The sequence below is a fragment of the Rubripirellula obstinata genome (assembly GCF_001642955.1).
GTDB classification, from domain to species: domain Bacteria; phylum Planctomycetota; class Planctomycetia; order Pirellulales; family Pirellulaceae; genus Rubripirellula; species Rubripirellula obstinata.
The window spans coordinates 62,202-86,563 of sequence record NZ_LWSK01000008.1; the positions used below are offsets into that span (position 1 = coordinate 62,202).

Genomic DNA, 24,362 nt, shown 5'->3' on the forward strand with positions numbered 1-24,362 from the left:
TTGGAGCGTAGATCTTTGAAAAGATCTTCTCTGGTCAACTTCTAGTATTGGTAGTTTGTGCGAACGCGTGATCCGCGTCGATTTGTTGGTGGCTGGAACAGCGGACTGTCTTCGCCATTGAGGTAGCTGTATTCGTCGGCGTCTTTGGATCCCGACTTCGTGGTACTGGCCGGTTGTTCGCCGATCAGCGGAAATTCGCCTTCAGCGTTCACTTCGTCTTCGCCACCTACTTCGCCAACGCGAACCGGCATTTTGCCAGGGACGATCCAGTACTCGACCATGCGGCCTTCGACCAATTTGAACATCGAAAAGCCTTCTTCAACAGGCTTCGATGGCTTGGTTGGTTGAGCGTAAGGACGGTTGCCTCGACGCTTGTCTTGTTCAGCACGCAAACGAGCTTCTTCTTGTTTGATTCGGAACTCTTCGATCCAAGACAGGAAGTCTGCTGCGGCTTCGTTGGATCCGTCGTCGTTGGTGTAGTCGGCGTCGCTGCCGAGAGCCAATTGAATGCGTCCAAGTTCGCCAGCGTAGGACCAAGCTTGTTGATCCTTCTTGTTAATCAACAATTGAATGTTGCGAACTGATTTTGGTCGGTCCTCACCGGCACGTCGCTGGGTATCGCCATCAAGAGCATAGACGCGGATACCCATCAACACGGTCTTGGTCATCGTTTGTGGGATCAGGTCACTTTTTTCAAAGTAGGAAAGCACGTCAACGCGATCGCCTGGTTGAATCAAGTTAGCGATACTGACGTCGGATGCTCGCATCGCGACGACGCTGTATCCCTTGGGGACCGTGGTCCAGTTTTCGTCCATCAACTTGACCGGCATGATCGGTTCGCCGGTAAAGAAGCGTTGTTTGGCGTATCGTTTTTCGAGTTGTGCAAAGTCGCCCGATGAGCCTTCGGGAATTTTGTCCGCGGGCCATTGTTCCAGGCGAACTTTTTCCGGGGTGATGGCTTCGCCAATGTCGATCGCTGCGGCTGCCACAAAGATCTCAGTCGTGGTCGTTTCCGCCGGTCCGGTCGAAGCGTTTAGGAACTGATTGGCAACCACGGTTGCAACCGTGCCAACGACCAGAGCGATCAGGAGAAGCATTGACTTTCGCATGATTTCTAAGAGCCCCTTACAGGCAAAGTGTTGGCGGATCGGCCCGAGTTGAATGGAAACTTCGCCGATTTCGGGAACCGACTCTCTACAGGCTTTCGACGCGATTAACGTTACAACTACACCCCACACGTCGCCGGGGGCACCACCGATACGACCGAAGAGGTCGATGCAATTGCACGACCTCTCCTAATCGAAATAAATTACCTGGCTTGTCCTGTGAAACAGTTTTGAATCGTAGATGATCCCGCCAGGGTTCAGTTGAGCTTATCCAATGTAGGACTGACCCCTGACGGGATCAGCTACGCTGGCATGGCTGCTTTACGCCAACATTCCGGCTAGGGCAAAGTAGGCGATGGAGCCGATTGCCATGGGAATGCCGTAGGGAAGCAAGTACATGTCAGGCTTACGCTCTCGTGCGATCGCGGCGAGTTTCTTGGGCTCGCGGACGTCCTTCCATTCCAACAAGATGCGTTGGGCCATCGTGAAGTGATGTTGCCAGTTGCCGCTTTTCCAAATCATGAATGCGGCCATGACGCCACCAACAACAGCAGTTGCGGCGAATGCGTAAAGTGTGATCACGGTTCCAAGCCATGCACCGACACCGGCAAGCAGTTTCACGTCACCGGCACCCATGCCGCCGATGTTGCGAAGAACAAGCAACAACATCATGCCGACGAACGTTCCTGAAAGACTGAAAAGCAGTCCATCGGTTCCGAATCCGCCTTGGACGGTCCAGTGGATCCAGCCAGCGATGATGAAGGGGAAGGTCAACCAATTTGGCACCTTCAAGATTTTTCCGTCGATCACAGCGGCCACGATCAAGACAATCGTGACGAACCAGACGACCCAGGTATCCGCGGCAGCGGCAGCAGTGGAATGAAACATTGTGTGTTCCCCGTGTATGTTTTGTTAAGCGAGCATCATTGGGCGGAATCGTGATCCCGCTATTTCGTTCGAGTTCGTGCGAAACTCGGTTTTCGGTTTATCGCCGGTTGTTCATTTTGTAAAACGCGTCAGCCAACTTGGCTGTTAGCGGGGACCAATCATCCAACTGAAAACGGCAAACAGAAGGGTGACGACACAGCAAGACAATTGCCAGGCATAAGCCGCAGCATCGACAGGAATAAGTGGATAGTTCATGACTTGTATTGTCTCCAGTCGGTGGTTCCGTTCGAAGCGCCTAGCACGCACTCCGCGTAATCGGGAGTGCGTGCCGGCGACATCAAACAATTGCTAAGGAAATTTCCTCAGCACGCGGATCAAGATGCAGCGCCAGCGCCGATCTTGTCAGCAACTTCTTTGAACTTCACGTTTGCGTTGGTACCGATCAAGCTGACCGAACCCAAGCAAACGATAACGATAAGAGCAAGCATGACTGCGTACTCAACTGCAGTTGGGCCATCTTCTTCTTTAAGGAATTCAACGACGCTTGTTGCGAAATTCTTCATAGTTCTCAATCCTCGCGAGTGAGATGAGTGCTTTGGTATACCGCAGCACACGATTGACTAATTGGGGCAAGTTCAAAGCGAACCATTTCCCGGTTTTAGGCAGCCTGGTCTTTCGACTTTCGTCCGACTCGCCTTGGCTCAATCGATCAACAAACAAGTTTGCGATGGAAGGTTCCCTGGCAGCCCGGCGTTCCTGAAGCTATCCCAAATGGGTCACTCACGGATCCGTGGCTTTGCGCCCCGTTTTCTCAAACGGTTTGCCTTTGTCTTGGAAAGCAAGGCTGACCGAAAGAACGTTGCACTCGCTATACGAACCAGTGCTGAACTCTCGGCAGCGGATCGAACATCGATCCACTCACTTCTTACTGGAAACGTATGCCATAAACCGTGCGAGTCAAAAAACTCCGGCAGGCGAAACCTTAACGATCAGAGAATTCAGCAAGATGTAGCGGTCGTAACGATTAGTCGCGGGGGAACACACGTTTAGGCCACCACTGGTAACTCTGCGATTCGATTTTGCGGCGATGAACCACCGCAAACAACTCGCCTTTCCAAATCGCTGCCGCATCACCCGATGTCACAACGTTGCCCGCATCGTCCAACGCGTCAAGATTTAAATCCAATCCGTTAATCAAACGTCTTGCCTGGTCGTCGTCGATTTGAAAACTCGGTAAATAACCGACCGCATCCAATCCTGGTCGCAGGAACTGACACGGATCAGTGTTTCGTATTTCGTCGATTGGGATGCTGTCACGTTCGTGAAAAACACCGACCGCGTAACGTCTTAGGTACGTCATCACCGCAACCGATCCGGCTGCGTTAGCCAAGTCGATCCCAAGCGTCCGGATGTACGTGCCCGAACCACAACCGATGTCCAGATCGAATTCCGGCGGTGCGAATCGAGTAATGTCTAAATGGTTGATAATGACCTGGCGACTTGGCACCACGACCTCTTTTCCAGCACGCACCAGATCGTAAGCCCGTTTGCCGTCAATCTTGATCGCGGAATGCGCGGGAGGAATTTGTGTGATCGTGCCGCGAAGACTCGCTGCGGCGGCATCAAGCTGATTACGATTAGGCATCGGCAGGTCATCGCGGACCGTCACTTCGCCTTCGGTGTCACCCGAAACCGTTGACTGCCCCAGCAAGAATGTCGCCCGATAGAACTTGGATTGCTGCTGCACATAAGGCACCAGCCGAACCGCTCGGCCGACCGCCAGCACCAATACTCCCTCGGCCAACGGGTCCAACGTCCCCGCGTGCCCGACTTTCACCTTCTTGCCGTCATTGGATTTGCGAAGACAGCCAGCCACAATGTTGACGGCATCGCGTGAAGTCATCCCGACCGGTTTGTCGCAACAAAGAAATCCAAACGGTGTCATGGAATGCGAGAATTGATTGAGGGGATAGTGGTACGAGTAACTGGCATTGTGGACCATCGCCTTGCAGTTAAGTAGGGTGTGGAGTTTGTGCAGCGAAACCGTAGCTGATCCCGCCAGGGTTCAGTCCACGACCGATTGAAACTCAACTGAAACTCAACTGAACCCTGGCGGGATCAGCTACGGGTAGTAGTCCATGTCAGCTCAATCTTCGGTTAGGAGGTAGCGGAAGTCGCGTAGACTTTCGGCGTCCCCCTCGTAGCCGAAACTCTTGGCGAGTTCCGCTACCCGAAAATTGAGGTGACGCGGAATACTAGGGCTTACTGAACGTCCAGCTTCGATACTTAACCTTTTAACCTTAGACAAACTCGTGAAACCGATCGAAGAAAAGTTGTTACTGCGTGGTGAACGGTTCGACGTTCATCAGATGACAATCGCCGGAAGTGACGGAAAGCACTATCACCGCGAAGTCATTCGGCATCCCGGCGCAGTGGTTCTGTTGCCGTTAATTGATCAGGACACGGTTGTCTTGATTGAAAATGGCCGACCGACTGTGGGAGAAACTTTGTTGGAACTGCCAGCGGGAACTCGCGAAGTGGGCGAACCAGCCGAAACGACTGCCGCACGCGAACTGGTCGAAGAAACGGGCTACCACGCCAAGCGGTTGGATTGTCTGCACGAATTCTTTTCAGCACCAGGCATCAGCGACGAATTGATGCATCTATACGCTGCGTCCGGTTTGACCGAGGGCTCCGCTGCTCGCGAAGCGGTCGAACAAATTGAAAATCGGATCGTCACTCGAAACGAGGTTGCGCAGTTGATCGCGGAAGGAAAGATTCGCGACGGAAAAACGCTGATCGGTTTGTATATTTTTCTCTACTCACCGCTGATGCAAAGTATCGGTTCAGCATGAACAGTCCTCTCCCACAACGATGCCTCGCCGAATTCATCAGCAGCTTTTGCCTGATCTTGATCGGCTGCGGAGCGATGGTCGTTGATTTTCAAACCGGCGCGCTCACGCATGTTGGCGTCGCCACGGTTTGGGGACTGATTGTGATGGTGATGATCTACGCCGTCGGTCCGATCAGCGGCGCTCACATGAATCCCGCAGTGACGATTGCATTTACCGCTGCCCGGCGATTACCGTTGCGAGATTGCTTGGCTTACATTCCGGCTCAGTGCGCCGGGGCCCTGGCGGCAGCACTTGCACTTCGCGCCGTATTGGGACTCGATGAATCGCTATTGGGAAGCACCCAAATTGGTAACGGACTGACGGCGGGTGCGGGATTTGCCGTCGAAGCTGCGATGACGGCGATCTTGATGTTCGTCGTAATGGGAGTTTCAACGGGAGCGAAGGAAGAAACCATCACCGCTGGGATCGCCGTGGGATCGACCATTGCGATGGAAGCGTTTGTCGCCGGACCGCTGACCAAAGCGTCGATGAACCCGGCTCGCAGCATTGGCCCAGCGATCGCATCGGGTTATACCGATAACCTTTGGATCTACATTGCCGCACCAATTTTAGGTGCGTTGATTGGTTGTGTACTGCATTGCCTGATCAAGCACACGAAAGCGGAAGCTGTCGTCGATCCGAAAACGTAGGCCGTGTGGAGCTCCGCGCTGATTCAAAACGCCGGATAGCCGTACTCTGGATTCTTGACATCGAAATCAATGTCCGCCAATCCGACGTTCACCTCGACGTCTTTGTACGTGTAGGATTCTAGCAGCGGTGCTTCCGCGCCCGATGATTCGGAATCTGGTGATTCAGAATCCGATGATTCGGAATCCGACGATTCGGAATCCGAATCTGGCCAACCAAAGCTTCGGTATTGCAAAATCAATTGACGGTTTGGATCCAATACGATTTCCGCCATCGAAAAATCGTTTTCGCCGTTTGATGGACGACTGCGAACGACCTGCAACAGTTCAGCTTCGGTACCGCCGAAGTCATGTTGTTGTTTCAGCGTGATCTTCAGGTCCGGATTACCTAAATCTTGTTGGCCACGCTCAATCAATTTTTCGATCAACTTGATCATGCCAATTTCGCTGATCGGATAGCGTTGCCCCTGCATCGCCAGCATGCCCGTGGGGTCCAGCCAGATGGTTTTTAGGCTCAGCAGCATGCCAACTTCATGGACAGCCATCTTTCCGTCGTAAATGTCTTCGCCCCAGATCACTTTGCGGCCTGCTTGTGACTTCGGCGCGACAAAACGCAAGAAGACTCGTTTGGCAGCTTGACCATCTTCGGCTCGAAACGGTGTTTGCACTTTCATCTGCATCGCCGTTTCCTCGCCCAGCACACCGCTGGCGTCACGTTCCTGCTTCACAAACGTAGCGGTGTAATCATGGAGCGATTCTGACATCGCTTGACGGATGTTACGAGCACGCTCGATCACGTCCGCCATCGTTAGCGATTGAATTTCATCCTCGGCCAGCGACTTAGAATCGATCGCCGCAACCACGGATGCTTCACGCTCTCGATCGGCGGCTGCACCGGAGTTCCAGACGAAGACCGCGGCGACTGACGCCAACAAAAAACCAGCCATCGCGACACGTTTCACCGTGATGAAACGCGTGCGTGGCTGGTTGGATGATTGATCAAAATCCATATCGGAAAAGTTCATTCGCTAGGTTTCATCAGGCGAACTTAGAACTGTCCCTGCATGTTGGCAGCTTGCGCCTTTTGTGCAGCAGCGCCGACGGCCTTCAGCAAGCCTTCACTGATGGTGATCTTGGTGGCCTGACCATTCTCGATACTGTCTTGGACCATCGTCATCACTCCATCGGCGTTTCCGCGAGCGAGTTCTTCGATCATTGCAGCGATCCCTTCGTTGGATTCGATGGATTGTGCAAATTCCAAAATGGGCTTCAATTTCAGGTTAAATTGCCCGATCGGTCGGTCGGCGCTTTTGTCCGAATCGCTGTTGTCAATCAATTGCTTCATCAACGATTCGCTTTCCTTGCCGATCGCAACGTAGACGGATTTTTCACCGGTTCCGATGTGAACCTGCAACTTTTCGCCGAACACCTTACGAGCTTCGTCTTCGCTTTCGGGTACGTCGGCTTCGACCAAGTGCATGGTGACGCCGTTGTAGGTGCTGCGGTCAAATTCAAAGCGAGGCGCGTCGGGTTCGTTTTCAAGCTTTGCAGCAACGTCTTTGGCAATTTGTGCTGCTTCGTCGCCATCGGCAACAAACGCACCAAACACGAACTGAAAACTATCTTCGGCGGTCAGCAACAACGCGCCCATGTCGGCACGCCCTTCCGAAATCGACTTCATCGAAAGTTCGACGATTTGGTCAATCAAGATCTTGATATCGTCTGCTTGCCCGGGCGTAAGGTTGTCTTGACTTTCCAGCATTCCCGAAAGAGAGTTCATGCTCGATTTGAGCGTTTTACGAGTCTGTTCAATCGCTTCGGGGCCGATGGAAGTTGCGGCGTGGTAGTACGCCGCTGCATCGGAGCGAATCACGGACGCAAATTGCGACGGGATTGCGTGGGCTCCGCTGTAAAGCGAAGCAAGCTTGGATCCATCAACCGCGGTGAACGATGAATCGATCGCGACAAGCTGTTCGGTTTTGTCGATGTTCAAGCCCAAGTTCAATTCATCGGTATCGTTGATGAATTGTTCGAGCTGCTTCATCGAGCTATCGGCCATTTCGCGAGTTTGTTCGGCATCGGCACCTTCTTGTTTCTGCATCGCTTGCTCAAACCCTTGCCGCATTTGGCTGACCAACATGTTGCGGGTTTCCAGCGGCACTTGTTGGACCTTCAAGCGAATGGCGATGTCGTAGTCATTCCCCATTCCCTCGAACAGGCTGGTTGGATCCATCGGAGCGAATTCAAGCAGTTCTTTGCGAGGTGCCAATGCGGCCCAGGCACCTTTCTGCTGAATGAAAATCGTGTTGGCACCGATGGAAATCACCATCGTTCCGTCATCCAATTCGTCTGCTGGTCCGCCGGTTTGAGCTTCCAAGCGTTTCAAGATTGACTTGATGTCCGACGTCGGCAAAACCGCGATCGGTTGCGGCACACCATCGACCAGCGGTACCAGTACCCCGATGGGCTGATTCATGTCCATGCCCTGGGCATAGCTACCGGCGATCATCGAAAACAATCCGCCCAACTGTGGCTGTCCAACAGCACCGGTGATGTAGTTGGCATCCTGCATCAACTTGTCAAGCGACCCCAGGGTCACGATCAGGACTGGATCAGTCGCGTCGCTGGATGCGCCGGTGCCAGCAGGCGCTAGTTTAGGCGTTGTCTGAAGTTGTTCTTGCGCGATCGCCGGTGTGGCGATCAGCAAAGCTGCTGTCATGCAAACAAACAAGTTCGCAATTTTGTTGCGAATTCCGTTGGTGCGCATTGGTAGTTTCCCCGTGAGCATAAAGATCATCCTTTGAAGTGTTGATTGGGTGTCAGTCAGTAAAGCTATACCCACTGACCATCAATAGAGTTTCAAGAATCTGTAGTTTTTTCTAGGCCGCTGCCGATGGTGTAGGGTAGTGGATCTTGCTAAAGATCCCACCACGCTGAGATCCCACTACGCTGGGATCTATCGATTGAAAACAAGATCTACGACGGCCGAACCTGATCGTTAGGAATTGTACCGACACAGCTTCGTAAATCCCAACCCGAACGCGAAAGCGAGGGATCTTGCTGAATCCAATCTCATCAAGGTATTTCGGGACGATTCCTTCGACATCAAAACAATCGTTTCGATGGTTTCCGCAACCTTAGAAACTGGATCATACGCCGGGCGGATAGAACCGCAAAGAATTAGCGTTCGCGATAGACAATTCGACCCTTGGTCAAATCATAGGGCGATAGTTCGACCCGAACCTTGTCCCCGGGGACAATTCGGATGAAGTGTTTACGCATTCGGCCAGCGACGTGCGCCATGACTTCGGACCCGGTTTCCAATTGAACTCGGAACCGGGTGTTCGCCAAAGCTTGTGTAACAGTACCTTCGACCTCGAAGGCATCTTCTTTCTTTCCCAAAACTTAAAACCCTATGGTGACTGATGGAATCATTTGCTGACTCGTAGTATGGCAGCAATGTTGTATTCCGGCCACCCATTTGCTGGGAGTCTGCCTGACTGTTGCTGATAACCGAAGCTTGGTGATCTTAACGCTTGCCGTACTCTATCTCTTGCTAAATTGGCGACCACGACGAGCACCGCGAAGACCTGGCTTCTTACGTTCTTTCATTCGCGAATCACGAGTCAGAAATCCGCCTTCGCGAAGAACATCGTGAAGCGATTCGTCCAAGCTGACCAACGCACGTGCCAACCCCATGCGAACGGCACCGGCTTGCCCAGTGATTCCGCCACCGTTGACACGAACCAGAACATCAACCTTGTCGCTGTGCTCAACCGCAGCGAGCGTTTGAGTGATCGCGTTTTGGTGTTGATCGTTGACGAAGTAATCCGCCATCGGCTTGTTATTGATCTTGATGTTGCCGCTGCCGGCGCGAACTCGAACTCGAGCTACGCTGCTTTTGCGACGACCGGTGCCGAGTGAGTCACCGTTGATCTTGTCTTTCTTTTGGACCGCGACCATAAAATCGTGTGTGTTTGAATTGAAGGTGGTGTTTAAATGGAATCAAGCAAGCAAGGGACTGGACTAGTCGACCTTCTTGCCGGTTCGTTTGAGTTCGGTTGGCTGTTGAGCCGTGTGCGGGTGTTCTGGGCCAGCGTAGATCTTCAGCTTTTTGATCATCGCGTAGGCCAATTTGTTCTTTGGCAACATGCGGCGAACGGCATGGTAAAGCAAGTCTTCGGGCTTGCGGTTTTGACGATCGCCGTAGCTTTCCAAACGCAGGCCCGGGTGTCCGGTGTACCACGTGTAATGGCGAACATCCATCTTGCGACCTGTCATCGCGACTTTTTCGACATTGGTAACAATGACAAAGTCACCGCAATCAACGTGAGGCGTGTATTCAGGGCGATGCTTGCCCATCAAAACGACAGCGATATCGCTTGCCAGACGGCCCAGGACTTCGTCCGAGGCGTCTACGATGTGCCATTGTTTTTCGACTTGGCCCGGTTTGGCCATGAAAGTTGGTTGAGCGACCACGTTTTGCAACTAAATAAAAGCGTTCAGTTCGGAAAAAGCAGCGGTTTGGCTGCCCAGAATCAGGTTCTCATCGATTTTGAGAATCGGAGAACTTATCGGCATCCCCGCTGATCGGCAAGCCCTAAACGGTTGCGTGTTGCTAAAAGGGTTCAGCCACGCGAATCGCCAAACGTTTTTGTAGGCCGTAGCGAGCCATAGCGAGTTACGGCAATCTGCCCACCGCCGTAACTCGCTATGGCTCGCTACGGCCTACTTTCTGGTTCCCAGACGTAGAATGGCCTGATGAAAATCATTGCATCCCAGCAAATTGGGCAAGCTGCACCATGGCAGACAACACAAACTGCAGCGTTGTGAAGCATTGTGGCAACGGCGCATTTCCCTGATCGCCAGCATGTAGGCCGTAGCGAGCCATAGCGAGTTACGGCAATTAGCGCACCGCCGTAACTCGCTATGGCTCGCTACGGCCTACTTTCAAGGGTTGACAACGACACATTTTCATCAGCCCAGCCGTGGACTCACCCCGCGCACTGTGGGGACGCACGACGCGCACGACGCGCGGGGCGATGCCCACGCGGTTAAACAATTTAGAAACCGGCTGTTACCGCTTTGTGGCTAGATTGGCTGGTTTGCGCTGCATTCACGCTCACCAACCTAAGCAACGGTTTTTTTTAGCAAACGCTGAATCAACCACGGCAATGGGTCGGTCACGTTCGGCTTGGCACGCTCGGCGGCCTTGACCGGATTTGTCACCGCGGCGGGTTGCTTGTTGGTTGCCCCGTCTGGCGCAGCGGATTCAACCTTGCGTTCTTCAATTTTGCACATCGCCCCGCCCCCCCGGCAGAGAACTTTGGAATCACGGACGCAACACTGCGTCCACAATCTAAGACGCGGAAGATTTCGAGAAGTCCCGCACAAAATGTGTCATCAAAATCACACCATCCAGGCAGCCTGATAGTTCAGCCCCAGATTCAAGATTCGCTGCATCAACATTTCATAGGTCACGCCGGCCAGCTCGGCCGATTCCGAAAAGTCTTCGCCGAACTCGATGTTGGGATTCGCATTGGCTTCGATCACAAAGATCTCACCCGAATCGGTCATGCGTAAATCCATCCGCCCATACCCACTCATGCTAAGCGCTCGATAAACCCGTTTGCAAAGTTTGCCAATTTTTGCCTGAGTCGCGTCGTCGATATCGCTGGCCGCACGCGTCGTGATGTCATGCTTGACTTGATACTTCTTGTCCCACTTGACGGCACGCGTCGCAATTCTAGCGACGTCGTCAGGCATCCGGCCAAAGTCCATTTCCCAAGCCGGAAAAGTCGTCAACCGAGTGTTGCCCAGCACGCCGACGTACAACTCGCGACCCTCGATATACTGTTCAGCGATCGCGGCACCGCCGGTTTGAGCGTGAATGAACTCGACTCGCTGTTGCAACTGAGCGTCATCGTGAACGATCGATGCTTGCGCGATCCCAAACGACGCATCTTCGATGACGCTTTTGACGAACAGCGGAAACGATAACTTCTTTGGCCGGTGGACTTGTCGGTTGATCGGGAAGACCGCAAAGCGTGGCGTCGGAATCCGGTGATAAGACAACACCTTCTTCGACAGAGCTTTGTCTTTGCTAAGCAGCAAGCCGCGCGGGTTGCATCCGGTGTAGGCCTGCTGCATCAATTCCAGATAGCTGATCACGGCAAAGTCATACGTCACGACGCCGTGGAATTCTTCCAGCATCATGAACGTGATGTTGGGATCGAACTCTTTAAGTGCTTTGCGGATCGGACCTAGATCATCGTAAACCCCGATCGGCAATACTTCATGCCCCAGGTTGCGAAGCGTTTCGCAAACATCGAATTCAGCCTTCCATGGATCCATCTCCGCATCGCTAACCCCTTTTAAGGTCAGCGGCGGAACATGGCCCTCGCGGACCAGCACTAGAATGCGAAGTTTGCTCATGGGGTGATTAGCGATTAGCGATTAGCGGTTAGCGGTTAGCGGTTAGCGGTTAGCGGTTAGCGGTTAGCGGTTAGCGGTTAGCGGTTAGGTACTAGGTACTAGGTACTAGGTACTAGGTACTAGGGTGGTTTGGGCATGCGATCGTTTCTAACAGCTAACAGCTAACAGCTAACAGCTAACAGCTAAAAGCTAACAGCTAACAGCTAAAAGCTTCTTCTCAAACCGCGATTCTGCGGCGTCCTTCCTGATGAAAATTCGTCGTTCGCACTGCGACCAGAATCATTGCGTCAAACTTTGCTTCTTCGGGTGAAGATCCCAATCGTAAATTCATGTCACGACATCGTTCGATCATTTCTTGCACCACTTGGTCGATCGTGTAGGTGTATTCTCCGGTCCACTTGGCAACGCTTCGGCACAATTCAGATCGAATTCGAGTCAGGTAAGCCGCCGCGGTCATGTTGCGGCGATGCACTGGATCGCTTGAAAATAGCTTTCGCAAATCGTTGTCATAAATGCTGGGTACTTCGATTCCGTAATGCTCTCGTTTTTGTCGGTAATGGGTTCGCAGTGTTTTGCGGATTCGCGACAAGGATTCCGGCTGACTTCGCGAAGTCACCTTGGGTTTCTTTCCCCGAACCGACTTCATCAAATCGTCCACCTGATGCAGCTTTGACAATGCCGGCCAATCACGATACCGACTTCGCCAACGCGACCCAGGTTTCAACCAGACGGCAAATGTTTCCGCGAAATCCTCCAACGGGTGAGCCTGAGCGTACCACATCTCCAGATGCAACACGTAGTCACGACTCGATGGAATCGGCTGATAGTAGGTTGGGTAAGTTGCGGTCCATCTGCCGAATACGCTGCGATAACTGGCTCGGCTTCGCAAGCGATACGCCGTATCGATCGCATGACCGGCTTCGTGACGGAGGATCTTCATGCAGCCCGCCTTGGTCCCGCCTTCGACTTCTAGCAGTTGTTTTCGTTCCAACCGGATCAGTCGCGGATGGGCCAGGTAGAACGGGATCGCGATACCGGGAACTCCATCGGGCGAAAACCATTCTTCGCTGAGCCAGCAGTGCGGTTTGAAGTCGAGTCCTCGGGCGACCAATTCTGCGTTAAGCTGTCCCACCCGAGCTTCCAGCGGCGTGCCAGCGATCGACAACGGCAGATCACAAATCCGCGTGTCGAGCAATTGCTCGTCGCTCAGCTTTCCAAGAAGCTTGCTGTCGAGTTGGGCTTTTCGTTTCGCCATGAATCCGTGCGGCAAAGTTTTGTTGAAACGTCGTCGGTCTCAAGAGTCTATTCGAGATTACTGATATGTCTTCACCCCAATCAAACACCGACCAAAAAACAGTCACACCACGCACGGCCGCGACCGTGCTGACTGGGCTTGGCCGCAGCGCGATCGCCGTGATTTCGGTCGCCGGTGATCAAGCCGCCAGTGCCGTCGATCAGTACTTCCATCGCGCGACGCCGTCGCCAATGCATCCCGGCCAAATTCGCTACGGGACTTGGTCGAGCAGCCAAAACCAAGCATCTCAAAATCAAGCATCCGGTGAATCAATCGTCGTCACGCCAATCGATGTCGATCAATTCGAGATCCACTGTCACGGCGGCCAGGCCGCGATCGACGTGATCCTTTCAGACTTGCAGGTCGCCGGCGTTGAAATCGCCACGGGACCGCATCCGATGACAACCAAGCCGTTGCTGATCCGCGAAGCCGAATCCGTCCTGATCGAGTGTACGACTGCACAAAACGCTGCGATCGCGATGGACCAAGTTCGCGGATCGATGAACCAATGGGCGGAAGATGCCTTGACTAGCGCCCGGCAAAACTGGAAATCCATCATCGAACAGGCACGTGAGATTCTGACCTACGCCCCGCTGACCACTCACCTAACGCAGCCCTATCGAATCGTTTTGGTCGGTGCTCCCAACGTCGGCAAAAGCAGCCTGACCAACGCGATTCTTGGATACAACCGCAGCATTACCATGAACACCGCTGGCACGACTCGCGACGTCCTTCATGCGGAAACGATCATTGGCGGCATCCCGATCCGAATCAGCGACACGGCGGGGATCCGCCAAAACACCGGCTTTGAACAAAACACCGGCTTTGAACAGGCTGACGAAATCGAAAAAGAAGGCATCCGCCGGGCGATTCAGGAAATCGAAACTGCCGACCTGGTGATTCGAGTTCGCGATCCCGAAACCGACTTCGCAGCCATCCCTGGTCGCATCAAGTCAATCGATGTGACCAACAAATCGGACTTAATCACTGACGGCCAGTTTATTGACAGCCACATTGTTGACGGCGACATTTCGGCCATTCTGGTCTCTGCCACCAACGGCGATGGCGTTGAAACACTGCTTAGCACCATCAAAAACCAACTTGTCCAGCATCGGCCGTCGGCGGGTTCACCGGCCGCGGTCAATCAGCGTCAAGTCGAAGCTTTGCGGCGAATTAGCAACGCGGGCGATGATAAGGGTGTGATCGAGGCGGTTGCTGCACTGATCGCAAAGGCAACCGATTTGCCTCAATTGGACGCGTGAAACCCGAATTCGTATCGACTTGGTGGGCTTTGACGGTATAGTTTTGAGGTCGTGGGCGTTTAAGACGTGTTCGTGTGGCCTTTGGCAGAACACATTTCCCGCGACCCAGGTTAGTGCGTATGAGGTTGACGAGAATAAGTTCGGTTGAGTGATTGTTTTGGATTCTCGTTTTCGTGTTTGGGGATGATTCCCCGGTAACCTTCGCGTCTTCCCTTCAACTCTTTTTATGTGATCGACCCGCAAATGGTCGGCACATCGCTTTGGCTCCGCGACACAGGTCGCCGAATCTTCTTAGCGCCGGAAATCATTTGCAGTCCTTAGATTTGGACTCCTGGTTTTCCCTTTTTGTTTGAAGCGCTTGGATGAATGTCCGCTCGGATTCAGCAAAACAATTTTATGGAGTGTTCTCAGATGAACATTTACGTCGGAAATTTAAGCTTTGACTCGAACGAATCAGACGTCGAAAACGTGTTTGGTGAATTCGGTGAAGTCAAAAGCGTCAACATTATCAAGGACCGTGACACCGGTCGATCTCGCGGTTTCTGTTTCGTCGAAATGGCTTCCGCCGAAGCGGGTGCCAGTGCGATCGAAGGCCTGGACCAAAAAGAAATGGACGGCCGCAGTTTGACCGTCAACGAAGCCAAGCCGCGTGAACAACGCAGCGGTGGCGGCGGTGGCGGACGCTGGTAGCCGAAAAAGTGAGCCGCTGGCCGTAAGGCCTCGGGCATCGGGCATCGCAAGAATCCCGGCCGCTTACGCGTCGCGGCTCACAGAAATCACAGTATGAATCCCGGCCGCTCACGCGCCTGCGGCTCACAGAAACCACAAAGAAACACAGACGAACCATTCGGTCACGAACTGAATCGATTAGCCGTCGCGGCGGATGCGTGCGTACGCCTCCCGCCGACGACCTGGCTCAACCCATCCGAAGAAACCTGCGACGGTGACCGGCGCAAACGTTTTTCTCTTGCGGATGGACAACTCCCGAAAGAAAACATTGAACACTCAACAAACGAAGAACGACGCAAACAAAAACAAAAGCGAAACCTTTGCGTCGATGGACCTGTACGGCCCGCTGAAAAAGGCACTCGCCGACCAAAATTACACCACGCCCACTCCCATCCAATCTCAAACCATCCCGCCGGCCGTTGCCGGCAACGACATCCTGGGATGTGCCCAAACGGGAACCGGAAAAACCGCCGCCTTCGCGCTGCCGATCCTGGACTACATCGCTGGCGAAAAACTGCAAGCGAAGCCCAGACGTCCGCTGGCGTTGGTCTTGGCACCGACCCGTGAACTGGCAATCCAGATCGCGGACAGCTTTAAGGTTTACGGCAAACACACCAAAGTCCGACACGTCACGGTTTACGGCGGAGTCAACCAAAACAGCCAAGTGCGCAGCGTCGCGCGTGGCAGCGAAGTCATGATCGCCACGCCCGGTCGCTTGATCGACTTGATGGACCAAGGTCACATCGACCTGTCCGACGTCGAACAATTCGTGCTCGACGAAGCCGATCGAATGCTGGACATGGGATTCCTGCCAGCACTAAAACAGATCGTCAAAGCATTGCCAAAAGAACGACAATCGTTGTTCTTCTCAGCAACACTGGCACCCAAGATTCGCGAACTCGCATCCGAATTGCTGTTCAATCCGATCAGCGTCGATGTCACGCCCAAGGTGTCCAGCGTTACCAAGATCAAGCAAACGATTCGCATGATCGAGCGTTCCGAAAAGGTTCGCACGTTGGAAGACATGTTGGCCGGTGGCGAAATCGAACGAGCGATCGTGTTCACGCGAACCAAGCGTGGTGCCAACACGTTGGCGACCAAACTGGACCGAGCCGGAATCGGCGCGGTCGCGATCCACGGCAACAAATCACAGAACGCTCGACAACGCGCACTCGACGCCTTCAAGAAAGAAAAGATTCGCGTACTGGTTGCGACTGACGTTGCCGCACGCGGCATCGACATTGACGGTGTGACTCACGTTGTCAACTTTGACATGCCCGTTGAACCCGAAAGCTACGTTCACCGAATCGGCCGAACCGGTCGCGCGGGTGCCAGCGGGATCGCAATTTCGTTCTGCACGACTGATGAGATTGAAGAGTTGCGTGCGATCGAAAAAGAGATCAAGCAAAAGCTGGTAATCGACAACCCAAAAAACCTGTCGATGGTTTCCACCGGTGGATCCAAGCCAAAATCAAATTCGCGTAGTCGTCACGGCGGCAACCGCGGTGGCGGCGGACGCCCACGAAGCGGTGGCGGCGGAAACAAGCGAGGCGGCAGCCAAAACCGTAATCGCAAATCCGGAGGCCCCGGCAGGCGACAACCCGCTGGTGTCTAAATAACCGCTGTAAAACGCCCCACCCGTAGCTGATCCCGCCAGGGTTCAGTCGAGCACGACCCAATCGTGGACTGACCCCTGGCGGGATCGGCTACGGTTGAAAACCGTCCGGGAATAACTTTCGCTCAGGTAGTGGACGTGGCTAGACGTGATCGCGCTTCGTCGGCCCAAGGGCTGTCGGGTGCGAGTTCTAAAAAACGTTTCCAATGGTGATCGGCTTCGAGGTCGTGGTCCAATCGGTCTAGCAATCTTGCTAGGTGGTAATGCGCGTCGGAGTAGTCGTCGTGTAATGAAAGGGCTCCGCGGAAAGCCGACACAGCCAATTCCAACTGCCCCGTTTCCACCAGCACGTTGCCCAAGCTTGCACGAGCTTCGACAAAGTCTGGATCCAATTCGATCGTCATGTAGTACCGCTCGCGAGCGGCCGTGACATCGCCGACTCGGTAAAGAAGCTCGGCCAGTTGAAAACACCAATCCGATCGCGGCCCGTCACGGCCCATCGCGATGTGCAGGTAATCAATCGCGACCTGGAAATCACCTTCGTCCTCCGCGTCAAACGCTTGTTGGATCAGCGGGTCCAACGCTTCGGGCGATGATTTGTTTCCGCTGAACATTGAAAGCGTCGCCGGTGGATCATGCTGTGCCAATTCGGGCCACCGGGTCGGTTCCGCTGATTCGTTGTAAATCGATTCATCATCGGCGAGATCAAAATCGAAACGCAGTTGACCACCGGTTTCTACCAAGCCTTCGCCGCCGCGCAGCAGGACTTGTTTGCCTTCGACCAAAATCGATAACTGATCCAGCGGTCGCTGAATGTCTGGTAAGACTTCGACCAGTTCCACCAGGCTCTGTTCGATCACTTTGGGGTTCGCACCCGACGCGATCCATCGGGCCAATCGGCGTGCCGTGGTGACTTCTTGAAAATCAAAGTACTGAAGTCGATGCAGCGTTTGCACAGGCTTGATCAGTCCCCGGCGGTGCCAACGTCGAATCACTCGCACGGATACGCCCAGCAAATGAGCCAGCATGACGGGCGTGTAGTATTGGCGATGCGTCGTTTGAATTTCGACCAGCCCCAATCGCTGCCACAATTCGGTTTCGTGCAGGATTTCGATTTTGCCTGTCGCCGCTGCATCGCGAATCGGACCGCGTATCAAATCGGCTTCGGCTAGCGGCGATTCATCGGCACCAACAACAACCCAATCGATCGCATTAGGGTTGGGTTCGCTAACGACCATTCCGAAAGACCGCAACACGTTGCCCGCTTCGCGTTGGTTCATTCCACCAAAACGCCCCAGCAATGCGACGCGAGTTCCGGAGAACGTATCGGTGTCTTCCAATGGCATCGCGTGCTTGATCGAAAAGAAAAGGGTGGGCGGAACGCGTCTGGAATCTAGCTGTGAGCAAATGGCAAAGCAAGCGAAGGGACTTCGGAAGCCGATGCACCCTTTGCTGCTAAGGAACTTTCCTGAAGCAATTTCCGTATTTGGCGAAATTATTCGTAGCTGGGCCCGCCAGGGTTCAGTCGAGTACAGCTAATGCTCGACTGAACCCTGGCGGGCCCAGCTACGGGAAAACCGGGAAGTTATTTCGGGAAAGTTCCTACGTCATTCCCCGGCTGGGCAACAACTCCGTGACCCGCTTCATCATCCGCGCCTTGGTTAGGCTGGGATGGGCCGCCAGTGCTAGCGGTAACATCGGAGTGCGTGGTTCCAGGAAATACGCGAGCGCCTTGTCATTGAGTTCCCTTGCACGCGAATACCAAATGAGCTGACTGACCTTTTCGCCAAAAGCAGCGTAGGGCATCGAGTCCAAAAGATCCTTGCGTTTCATCCAATAGCCCGCCGCGTCCAATGTCGATGATTCAGCGGCGATCATCGGATCCAGTTCGGCCGCTTTTTGAAAATCGCCATCCTGTTCATAGATATCGATCAGCAAACCGTCAGCCAATTTCTGACCACCCGGACGAGATCGAATTCGTATCGCGTCCGTGATCGCTCGATCGTGATCACCAGCGAACCAATACGCTCGTGCTAAATCGATTCGGATTGAGATCGATAATGGACTCAGCAGTGATGCTTCGCGAAGTTCAGCAATCGCGACTTCGGTGCGTCCGCTTGCCAACAGGAACAAGGCATACTGATGATGAATCTGCCAACGATCGGGCGACTTCATGATCAATTCTTGAAAGCCCGCGTCGATCTTTTTGTATCGACCCAACATTTGCCAATCCACCATCAGCTTCGCCAATCGAGCATCGATGGACATCTTGTCTAGCTGCAATGCTTCGCTGGCCCGTTTTCTCGCACGTTCGGCCAATTCAATCGCCTGGTCGGGCGGCGATTGTGCCGCCAACGTGATTGAAGTCAGCGCGATCCCAGCGATAGGATCAACAAAACTCGCGTCAAACTCATGTGCTTTCTCAAAGCACATCAAGGCACGTGCAAGCCCGTCAGCACTGTCTGGATCTGAACGTAGTTTCCCATCGACCAAGCAATGGAACGCTTGTTCATTCGGGGCCGACGAACCGTCGGCGGATGCCGTTAGTTGTCGCCCGATGACGGCGGCAATTTTGGATGCGGCTTGAGTTTGAGCTAGCCGGTGTTCGCCGGCGACGGTCTGCAGCCGGTTACCCCAGATTTGAGTTCCCGTTTTTGACGAGATCAGTTGCAAATCCAGATCCCACATCGGCGCGGACTGCGATCCAGAATTGATCGGACGTACCGTTCCCGTCAGCAAAGCATCGACTTCCATCAGAGCACCAAGCTCACGATACTCGGCCGGTGAACTGGCGGTCGCGGGACGAAAACTGGGCACCATCAAGTCGGACACTCGCGTCAATTCATGGACCAACAAACCTGGCAGAGCTTCACCGGGCGACAGCGTCGATTGACCAAGCGGTTGCAGTTCGTCTGATTTGCCCGGGCTGGTGTCCAGTTTTGGAAATCCCGTTTCATCCTCGAATGACAAAACAGCTAACGAATTGATCGCGTGCAGCGTGGCCCGCGACTTCATGCTGAACCACGTGCCGACTGCTCCACCGCCAAGCGCCAACGCCGTGCCCGTCGCCGCCAAACCCATCCAACCTCGACGCGAAATAACGGGCCGAGCCCCATCGCCACCGGCCAACCCCATTCGCAATCGATCGGCGATCACGGCAGCGTTTTCCGGTCGATCCTCCGGGCGTTTTTGCAGGCAGTCGTCGATCAGCTTTGCCAACTCCGGATCTTCGGTTCGCTTGTTCGCATCGCCGCCCGGTGAATCAGAGATCGCGGCAGCGATTCGCTGAGATTTCGTTTTCCCCTCAAACGCTCGTTCGCCGTAGAACGCTTCGTACAAAATACAGCCCAGCGAGAACAGATCCGCCGACGCCGTGACCGCTTCGCCGGACGCCTGTTCGGGTGCCATGTAACCCGGCGTGCCCATGATCATGCCTTCGCTGGTCCGGGTGCCGTCAAGCTCGTCACCTGCGTCCATACTGGCGACCAACAGTTCGACTCGCGACAATCCGAAGTCAAACAGTTTGGTGATGGCGTGGTCAACCGACGAAATTCGCGAGTCGGAAATGGACGAGTCGCGCGTGGGGTCGCCGCCGACCAACATGATGTTTTGCGGTTTCAAGTCGCGGTGAATCACGCCGGCGGCATGGGCGGTGGTCAGGGCGTCAGCAATCTGGCAGCCGAACCGACGAACCTGGGTCGGAGTCAACGATTCATCGTTCAAGAAGTCCTCGAATGTGATCCCGTCCAAGAACTCCATCACCGCGTAAGGCAATCCTTGGAAGTTGCCGACATCGAACAGTTCGACAATGTGGGGATGACTGATCGCAGCGACCGCGCGTGCTTCGCGATCAAACCGTTCGACAAGATCAGATCGGCCAGCCATGTTCGTTGACAAAACCTTGATCGCAACTTTTCGCCCAAGCCGATGATCGTGCGCCGAGAAGACAACGCCCATTCCACCTTGACCGATTTGCCGTTCGATTTGATAGGGGCCAAGTCGTGTGCCGGGGATTGGCAACTGATGCAGCGACTGTTTCGAGGCTGGTGGGGGTCCGGTTCCGAACGGAGCGATCGTGGTCTGCGAATCTTGCGAAGGCGTGAGACGCTTGCCCAAGCCAACCAACAATTCCTGCCGGATCGTGCCGAGTTCCTGACGCAATAGATCGGCGTTCTCACCACCGTGGTAATCGACGATCTCATCGATCGACGGTTCCTCGCCTCGGCGCAACTGCGACTCGAAATCCAGGCAAACCGAATCGATGCGTGCGAGCTCGGTCGCTGACAATCCGCTTAGCGTCATGACGATTCCCCGTCATCGCTTGACTCATCGCCGATCGACTCATCCTCTTCCTGCTCACTCCACATTTTGCGAATCAGTTGCAATCTTCGTTCGACCGCACGTTTGCTGATCGTTAAGTTTTCTGCAATTTCATCGACCAGATACCCGTCCATTCGCATCACCGCGATTTGCCTAAGCTGATCGTCGCCAAGTTGAGCCAACAGGCCTTCGCATGCTTCGGCCAGCTCGGCGTGAATGTCTGCCGACTGGTTGTCCGACCCGACGCCACCGATTCCTCCGCCGCGATCTTGGTTTGACGAATCCATGAACACCGATTCGCCGCGGACGCTGCCGCCGCCACGTTTTTGACGCGTTTGGTGTCGCAGATGTGCGTGCGCTTTGCGGCTGGTCAACGTGATCAGCAGACCCCACAAATTATCGGGACCACTTAGGTCCGGATACTGGTCGCGGCGAATTCCCGCGATGAAACTGTGGAAAGCCGACAGGGCAATGTCTTCTTCGTCGCCGCTGCGTTTCAGATTGGCAGGCAATCGCTTGGCCGCGATACGAACCAGTTTTTGAAAGTAGTTTTCCCAGAGCGTTGCAATCGCCTGTTCGTCACCCGCACGAACGGATTCGAGCAGCGCCGTGAATTCTGGATCGCCAATTTTTGATTGTTTTGCCATCGGATTATCGTACCAACTCAGGTGTCCGAACCAACCACCGTTCCAGTAAACGATTGGCCTGTTTCTGCGTCCACGCCTTGGGCGGTGGCACCGGGCTCGAAATGGCTCCTGCGAGCAAAACCCAGTGCGATCGCGATGGCTGACGCCTCGCTGCTGGAATCAACAATACTGCTGGAATCAACAATACTGGTCAGGCGTCCCACTGTCTTGCCGTCGCAATCCAACGTCGCCCCCACCGGAGGCATTATTCCAACGATCGACCATTTGACCAATTTTCGCTGAACCTGCCCAAGAGCATCCAGTCGGGCGACCGTTTCCTGGCCCAAATAGCACCCTTTAGTGAACGAAACGGCGGCTGCATCGCGATCGGCTTCCTGAGGCAAATTCTTGTCGTCCACATCGATTCCATACCAAGGAAAACCGGCGTGAACCCTCGCGCGATGAAAATCGGGCTCCGGTAAAACAGTAATGTCTTTCTGCGCCAGCGATCCGCAAACCGAGTCCATGACATCCGATGGGACCAATGCAATCACCGTTGATGGGCCCAGGAAATCGACCTGGTACATCGTCAATTCCTGGCCAGCAAACTGCTGCTGCCAGCATGCAGGAGCCGAATTGTCAGGCAACGTAATCGCCAAGTTCGCGGCATCGCCAGGGGCAATCACCAGAGCCTGAAACTGGTCATCGGCATTGGTCGGAACAGCGTCTTCGCGGATCGTGTACTTGTCCATGTGCTGCATGATCACGTCGGATTGGTTCATCGCACCGAGATAACGAAAACCGTCGGTGGTGCGGAACAAGTATCCATGGCCGAGCGTCTTGCCACGAATTTCCGTAACAAAAGTCTCGCAGCCTTGCCCCACGTCCAGCGTCTTGACGGCGTTGGTGGTCACGTTGTGCAGGATCGCGGCGCTGTCCGCACCGCGAACATCGATGATGGATAGCTTGGGTAGGTAGTAAATGTTTGTCATGATTGAATCAGTGCTGGGCACCGCGCTTTTCCGTTTTGATTAATTGTATTGCGTTTTCAATGTTGCACTTCTCCCTTCGGGAGAGGTCGAGCCTAAGCGAGGGAGAGGGTTCACGGCAACGCTGGCCCCCCAACGCCGTGAAGGATTTCTAACCCGTTTAACCGCGTGGGCATCGCCCCACGCGTCGTGCGGCCCCGAACGCGCGGGGCGATGCCCACGCGGCTAAACGAACTAACACGTGTCTTCGAACGGCCGCCCTCCCTCGCTGCGCGGTGGAAGTAAACAGTGTCGCTCGCGTCAAGTATTCTGTTACAGCAACAACCCGGCGACGGCACCAGTCATGCAGCATGCCAGCAGCCCGCCCACCATCGCTCGCAGGCCGAGTCGGGCCAGATCATTCTTTCGCGTTGGTTCCAATCCGCCAATGCCACCGACTTGGATTCCGATCGCGCCCAAATTGCTGAACCCGGCCAACGCGTATGTCAAAACGGTTCGCGTTCTTTCGCTGATGACGCCACCTTCGCCCGTGGCAACTTTCCCCAACTGATCATAAGCAATGAATTCATTGGCAACCGTTTTCAGACCAATCAATCGCCCCGCCTCCATGCATTCGGCCGCCGGAATCCCCAACAACCAAGCCAACGGCCAACACACGTAACCCAAAATCACGCCCAAAGTCACCAGCGGATTTTTCTGTTCATCGATCAATCCCGTTAGTTGACATCCATAACCCAGGATGACATCGACTAGGGCCAGCAACGCCAAGAACGCGATCAGCATTGCCCCCACATTGATCGCCAACTTCATCCCATCGCTCGCTCCTTCGACGGCCGCGCCGATCACGTTGACATGGTTGCTGGGCGCAGAGAGCGTCATCTCGGCTGACACTTTTTCTGGTTCTGATTCAGGCACCATGACTTTAGAAATCAACAGCGCGGCCGGCGCACTGATCACCGACGCGGTCAGCAAGTGAGAGATATCGATTCCCATTCCCGCGTAGACGCCCAGCAGGCCGCCGGTCACGGTCGCAAATCCGCCAGTCATCATCGCGCACAATTCGCTGCGGGTCATCGTTGCCAAGTAAGGCTTCACGACCAAAGGTGCTTCGGTGTGCCCGACGAAAACGTTCGCCGCTGCCGCCAAGGTTTCTGCACCTGATGTTCCCAGGGTAAAACGCATCACCCACGCCATCGCCCAAACCAATCGCTGCATGATTCCCAGATGATACAGGATGCTCATTAGCGACGAAAAGAAGATCACCGTTGGCAAGACACCGAACGCAAACGTCTGCAACAAAGATGGATCGGGGCCAGCGTTGAACAGGAATCCGCTGCCGACGGCGACCGTTTCCATGACCGCCGAAAACGCTTCGCCGATCTTGATGAAGACAAATCGGCCGGGTTCAGTTCGCAAGACAAGCAGCCCCAATGCCAACTGCAAAAACAGCCCGCCGATGACGATGCGAACGGGGAACCGACGACGGTCAGTGCTGATCACCCAGGCGATTGCGATGAAGGCAAACAATCCCAACAAACAAATCATTCGGGCTTGCAT

Annotated in this window: 22 protein-coding genes and 1 riboswitch; of the genes, 5 read left to right on the top strand and 17 right to left on the bottom strand. The window is 54.3% G+C overall.

The window, feature by feature from the left end:
* Positions 1 to 41: 41 nt before the first annotated feature.
* The 4 genes from cpaB to truB form a co-directional block, all read right to left on the bottom strand.
* Complete coding sequence (cpaB, locus tag RC85_RS04375) at positions 42 to 1,109, bottom strand: Flp pilus assembly protein CpaB (RefSeq protein ID WP_068259013.1); 1,068 nt, start codon at positions 1,107 to 1,109, stop codon at positions 42 to 44.
* Between the two features lie 318 nt (positions 1,110 to 1,427).
* On the bottom strand, positions 1,428 to 1,994 hold the full coding sequence (locus RC85_RS04380) for an A24 family peptidase (protein ID WP_068259014.1): 567 nt from the start codon (positions 1,992 to 1,994) through the stop codon (positions 1,428 to 1,430).
* A gap of 374 nt (positions 1,995 to 2,368) precedes the next feature.
* Positions 2,369 to 2,557 carry a Flp family type IVb pilin gene (locus RC85_RS04385; RefSeq protein ID WP_068259015.1) on the bottom strand — a complete coding sequence of 63 codons (189 nt, stop codon included), beginning with the start codon at positions 2,555 to 2,557 and terminating at the stop codon, positions 2,369 to 2,371.
* Positions 2,558 to 2,732: 175 nt separating this feature from the next.
* Positions 2,733 to 2,829: riboswitch (cyclic di-GMP riboswitch) on the bottom strand.
* Between the two features lie 189 nt (positions 2,830 to 3,018).
* The gene (gene truB, locus RC85_RS04390) at positions 3,019 to 3,996 is read right to left on the bottom strand and encodes a tRNA pseudouridine(55) synthase TruB (protein WP_084422339.1); all 978 of its coding nucleotides are present in this window, start codon (positions 3,994 to 3,996) and stop codon (positions 3,019 to 3,021) included.
* A gap of 310 nt (positions 3,997 to 4,306) precedes the next feature.
* On the opposite strand from truB, the gene RC85_RS04395 reads away from it, so the two are divergent.
* Both RC85_RS04395 and RC85_RS04400 read left to right on the top strand, forming a co-directional pair.
* The gene (locus RC85_RS04395; RefSeq protein WP_338060563.1) at positions 4,307 to 4,849 is read left to right on the top strand and encodes an NUDIX hydrolase; all 543 of its coding nucleotides are present in this window, start codon (positions 4,307 to 4,309) and stop codon (positions 4,847 to 4,849) included.
* A complete protein-coding gene (locus tag RC85_RS04400; protein WP_068259017.1) occupies positions 4,846 to 5,538 on the top strand; it encodes an MIP/aquaporin family protein in 693 nt (230 codons plus the stop codon). Before RC85_RS04395 ends, RC85_RS04400 begins: the two co-directional genes overlap by 4 nt.
* A 23-nt stretch (positions 5,539 to 5,561) precedes the next feature.
* On the opposite strand, the gene RC85_RS04405 is transcribed toward RC85_RS04400, so the two are convergent.
* From RC85_RS04405 to RC85_RS04435, 8 genes are all read right to left on the bottom strand, one after another.
* Positions 5,562 to 6,560, bottom strand: a complete 999-nt coding sequence (locus RC85_RS04405; protein WP_068259018.1) for a DUF1571 domain-containing protein — start codon at positions 6,558 to 6,560, stop codon at positions 5,562 to 5,564.
* A 23-nt stretch (positions 6,561 to 6,583) separates the two neighbouring features.
* Positions 6,584 to 8,302, bottom strand: coding sequence for a hypothetical protein (locus RC85_RS04410; protein WP_149753010.1), 1,719 nt, complete (start codon positions 8,300 to 8,302; stop codon positions 6,584 to 6,586).
* A 413-nt stretch (positions 8,303 to 8,715) separates the two neighbouring features.
* Positions 8,716 to 8,937, bottom strand: coding sequence for a translation initiation factor IF-1 (gene infA / locus RC85_RS04415; RefSeq protein WP_068259019.1), 222 nt, complete (start codon positions 8,935 to 8,937; stop codon positions 8,716 to 8,718).
* A gap of 144 nt (positions 8,938 to 9,081) precedes the next feature.
* The gene (gene rpsI / locus RC85_RS04420) at positions 9,082 to 9,498 is read right to left on the bottom strand and encodes a 30S ribosomal protein S9 (protein WP_068259020.1); all 417 of its coding nucleotides are present in this window, start codon (positions 9,496 to 9,498) and stop codon (positions 9,082 to 9,084) included.
* A gap of 63 nt (positions 9,499 to 9,561) precedes the next feature.
* The gene (gene rplM / locus RC85_RS04425) at positions 9,562 to 9,993 is read right to left on the bottom strand and encodes a 50S ribosomal protein L13 (protein ID WP_068259079.1); all 432 of its coding nucleotides are present in this window, start codon (positions 9,991 to 9,993) and stop codon (positions 9,562 to 9,564) included.
* A 672-nt stretch (positions 9,994 to 10,665) separates the two neighbouring features.
* Complete coding sequence (locus RC85_RS26600) at positions 10,666 to 10,836, bottom strand: hypothetical protein (protein ID WP_157593875.1); 171 nt, start codon at positions 10,834 to 10,836, stop codon at positions 10,666 to 10,668.
* Between the two features lie 108 nt (positions 10,837 to 10,944).
* The gene (locus RC85_RS04430) at positions 10,945 to 11,970 is read right to left on the bottom strand and encodes a D-alanine--D-alanine ligase family protein (protein ID WP_068259022.1); all 1,026 of its coding nucleotides are present in this window, start codon (positions 11,968 to 11,970) and stop codon (positions 10,945 to 10,947) included.
* Between the two features lie 217 nt (positions 11,971 to 12,187).
* Positions 12,188 to 13,225 carry a putative zinc-binding metallopeptidase gene (locus RC85_RS04435; protein WP_068259024.1) on the bottom strand — a complete coding sequence of 346 codons (1,038 nt, stop codon included), beginning with the start codon at positions 13,223 to 13,225 and terminating at the stop codon, positions 12,188 to 12,190.
* Between the two features lie 65 nt (positions 13,226 to 13,290).
* Between RC85_RS04435 and RC85_RS04440 the strand changes: the two genes are divergently transcribed.
* From RC85_RS04440 to RC85_RS04450, 3 genes are all read left to right on the top strand, one after another.
* A complete protein-coding gene (locus tag RC85_RS04440) occupies positions 13,291 to 14,526 on the top strand; it encodes a GTPase (protein ID WP_068259026.1) in 1,236 nt (411 codons plus the stop codon).
* Positions 14,527 to 14,937: 411 nt separating this feature from the next.
* The gene (locus RC85_RS04445) at positions 14,938 to 15,216 is read left to right on the top strand and encodes an RNA recognition motif domain-containing protein (protein WP_068259027.1); all 279 of its coding nucleotides are present in this window, start codon (positions 14,938 to 14,940) and stop codon (positions 15,214 to 15,216) included.
* A 307-nt stretch (positions 15,217 to 15,523) separates the two neighbouring features.
* The gene (locus RC85_RS04450; protein WP_235033457.1) at positions 15,524 to 16,870 is read left to right on the top strand and encodes a DEAD/DEAH box helicase; all 1,347 of its coding nucleotides are present in this window, start codon (positions 15,524 to 15,526) and stop codon (positions 16,868 to 16,870) included.
* 125 nt (positions 16,871 to 16,995) lie between these two features.
* On the opposite strand, the gene RC85_RS04455 is transcribed toward RC85_RS04450, so the two are convergent.
* From RC85_RS04455 to RC85_RS04475, 5 genes are all read right to left on the bottom strand, one after another.
* On the bottom strand, positions 16,996 to 18,216 hold the full coding sequence (locus RC85_RS04455; protein WP_068259028.1) for a MerR family transcriptional regulator: 1,221 nt from the start codon (positions 18,214 to 18,216) through the stop codon (positions 16,996 to 16,998).
* 256 nt (positions 18,217 to 18,472) lie between these two features.
* Positions 18,473 to 21,172: a serine/threonine-protein kinase gene (locus RC85_RS04460; protein WP_068259029.1), complete on the bottom strand. Its 2,700-nt coding sequence runs from the start codon at positions 21,170 to 21,172 to the stop codon at positions 18,473 to 18,475.
* Positions 21,169 to 21,837 carry an ECF-type sigma factor gene (locus tag RC85_RS04465; RefSeq protein WP_068259030.1) on the bottom strand — a complete coding sequence of 223 codons (669 nt, stop codon included), beginning with the start codon at positions 21,835 to 21,837 and terminating at the stop codon, positions 21,169 to 21,171. Before RC85_RS04465 ends, RC85_RS04460 begins: the two co-directional genes overlap by 4 nt.
* Positions 21,838 to 21,854: 17 nt before the next feature.
* Positions 21,855 to 22,808, bottom strand: coding sequence for a CAF17-like 4Fe-4S cluster assembly/insertion protein YgfZ (gene ygfZ / locus RC85_RS04470; RefSeq protein WP_068259032.1), 954 nt, complete (start codon positions 22,806 to 22,808; stop codon positions 21,855 to 21,857).
* A gap of 309 nt (positions 22,809 to 23,117) precedes the next feature.
* A complete protein-coding gene (locus RC85_RS04475; protein WP_068259034.1) occupies positions 23,118 to 24,362 on the bottom strand; it encodes a NupC/NupG family nucleoside CNT transporter in 1,245 nt (414 codons plus the stop codon).

Excerpts from the sequence above, each read along its gene's own strand:
- RC85_RS04440 (WP_068259026.1), top strand. The coding sequence starts at position 13,291 with ATGTCTTCACCCCAATCAAACACCGACCAAAAAACAGTCACACCACGC.
- rpsI (WP_068259020.1), bottom strand. The coding sequence starts at position 9,498 with ATGGTCGCGGTCCAAAAGAAAGACAAGATCAACGGTGACTCACTCGGC.
- RC85_RS04400 (WP_068259017.1), top strand. The coding sequence starts at position 4,846 with ATGAACAGTCCTCTCCCACAACGATGCCTCGCCGAATTCATCAGCAGC.
- cpaB (WP_068259013.1), bottom strand. The coding sequence starts at position 1,109 with ATGCGAAAGTCAATGCTTCTCCTGATCGCTCTGGTCGTTGGCACGGTT.
- truB (WP_084422339.1), bottom strand. The coding sequence starts at position 3,996 with ATGGTCCACAATGCCAGTTACTCGTACCACTATCCCCTCAATCAATTC.
- rplM (WP_068259079.1), bottom strand. The coding sequence starts at position 9,993 with ATGGCCAAACCGGGCCAAGTCGAAAAACAATGGCACATCGTAGACGCC.
- RC85_RS04455 (WP_068259028.1), bottom strand. The coding sequence starts at position 18,216 with ATGCCATTGGAAGACACCGATACGTTCTCCGGAACTCGCGTCGCATTG.
- RC85_RS04430 (WP_068259022.1), bottom strand. The coding sequence starts at position 11,970 with ATGAGCAAACTTCGCATTCTAGTGCTGGTCCGCGAGGGCCATGTTCCG.
- RC85_RS04435 (WP_068259024.1), bottom strand. The coding sequence starts at position 13,225 with ATGGCGAAACGAAAAGCCCAACTCGACAGCAAGCTTCTTGGAAAGCTG.
- RC85_RS04465 (WP_068259030.1), bottom strand. The coding sequence starts at position 21,837 with ATGGCAAAACAATCAAAAATTGGCGATCCAGAATTCACGGCGCTGCTC.
- RC85_RS26600 (WP_157593875.1), bottom strand. The coding sequence starts at position 10,836 with ATGTGCAAAATTGAAGAACGCAAGGTTGAATCCGCTGCGCCAGACGGG.
- RC85_RS04410 (WP_149753010.1), bottom strand. The coding sequence starts at position 8,302 with ATGCGCACCAACGGAATTCGCAACAAAATTGCGAACTTGTTTGTTTGC.
- RC85_RS04460 (WP_068259029.1), bottom strand. The coding sequence starts at position 21,172 with ATGACGCTAAGCGGATTGTCAGCGACCGAGCTCGCACGCATCGATTCG.
- RC85_RS04405 (WP_068259018.1), bottom strand. The coding sequence starts at position 6,560 with ATGAACTTTTCCGATATGGATTTTGATCAATCATCCAACCAGCCACGC.
- RC85_RS04380 (WP_068259014.1), bottom strand. The coding sequence starts at position 1,994 with ATGTTTCATTCCACTGCTGCCGCTGCCGCGGATACCTGGGTCGTCTGG.
- RC85_RS04385 (WP_068259015.1), bottom strand. The coding sequence starts at position 2,557 with ATGAAGAATTTCGCAACAAGCGTCGTTGAATTCCTTAAAGAAGAAGAT.
- ygfZ (WP_068259032.1), bottom strand. The coding sequence starts at position 22,808 with ATGACAAACATTTACTACCTACCCAAGCTATCCATCATCGATGTTCGC.
- RC85_RS04445 (WP_068259027.1), top strand. The coding sequence starts at position 14,938 with ATGAACATTTACGTCGGAAATTTAAGCTTTGACTCGAACGAATCAGAC.
- RC85_RS04475 (WP_068259034.1), bottom strand. The coding sequence starts at position 24,362 with ATGCAAGCCCGAATGATTTGTTTGTTGGGATTGTTTGCCTTCATCGCA.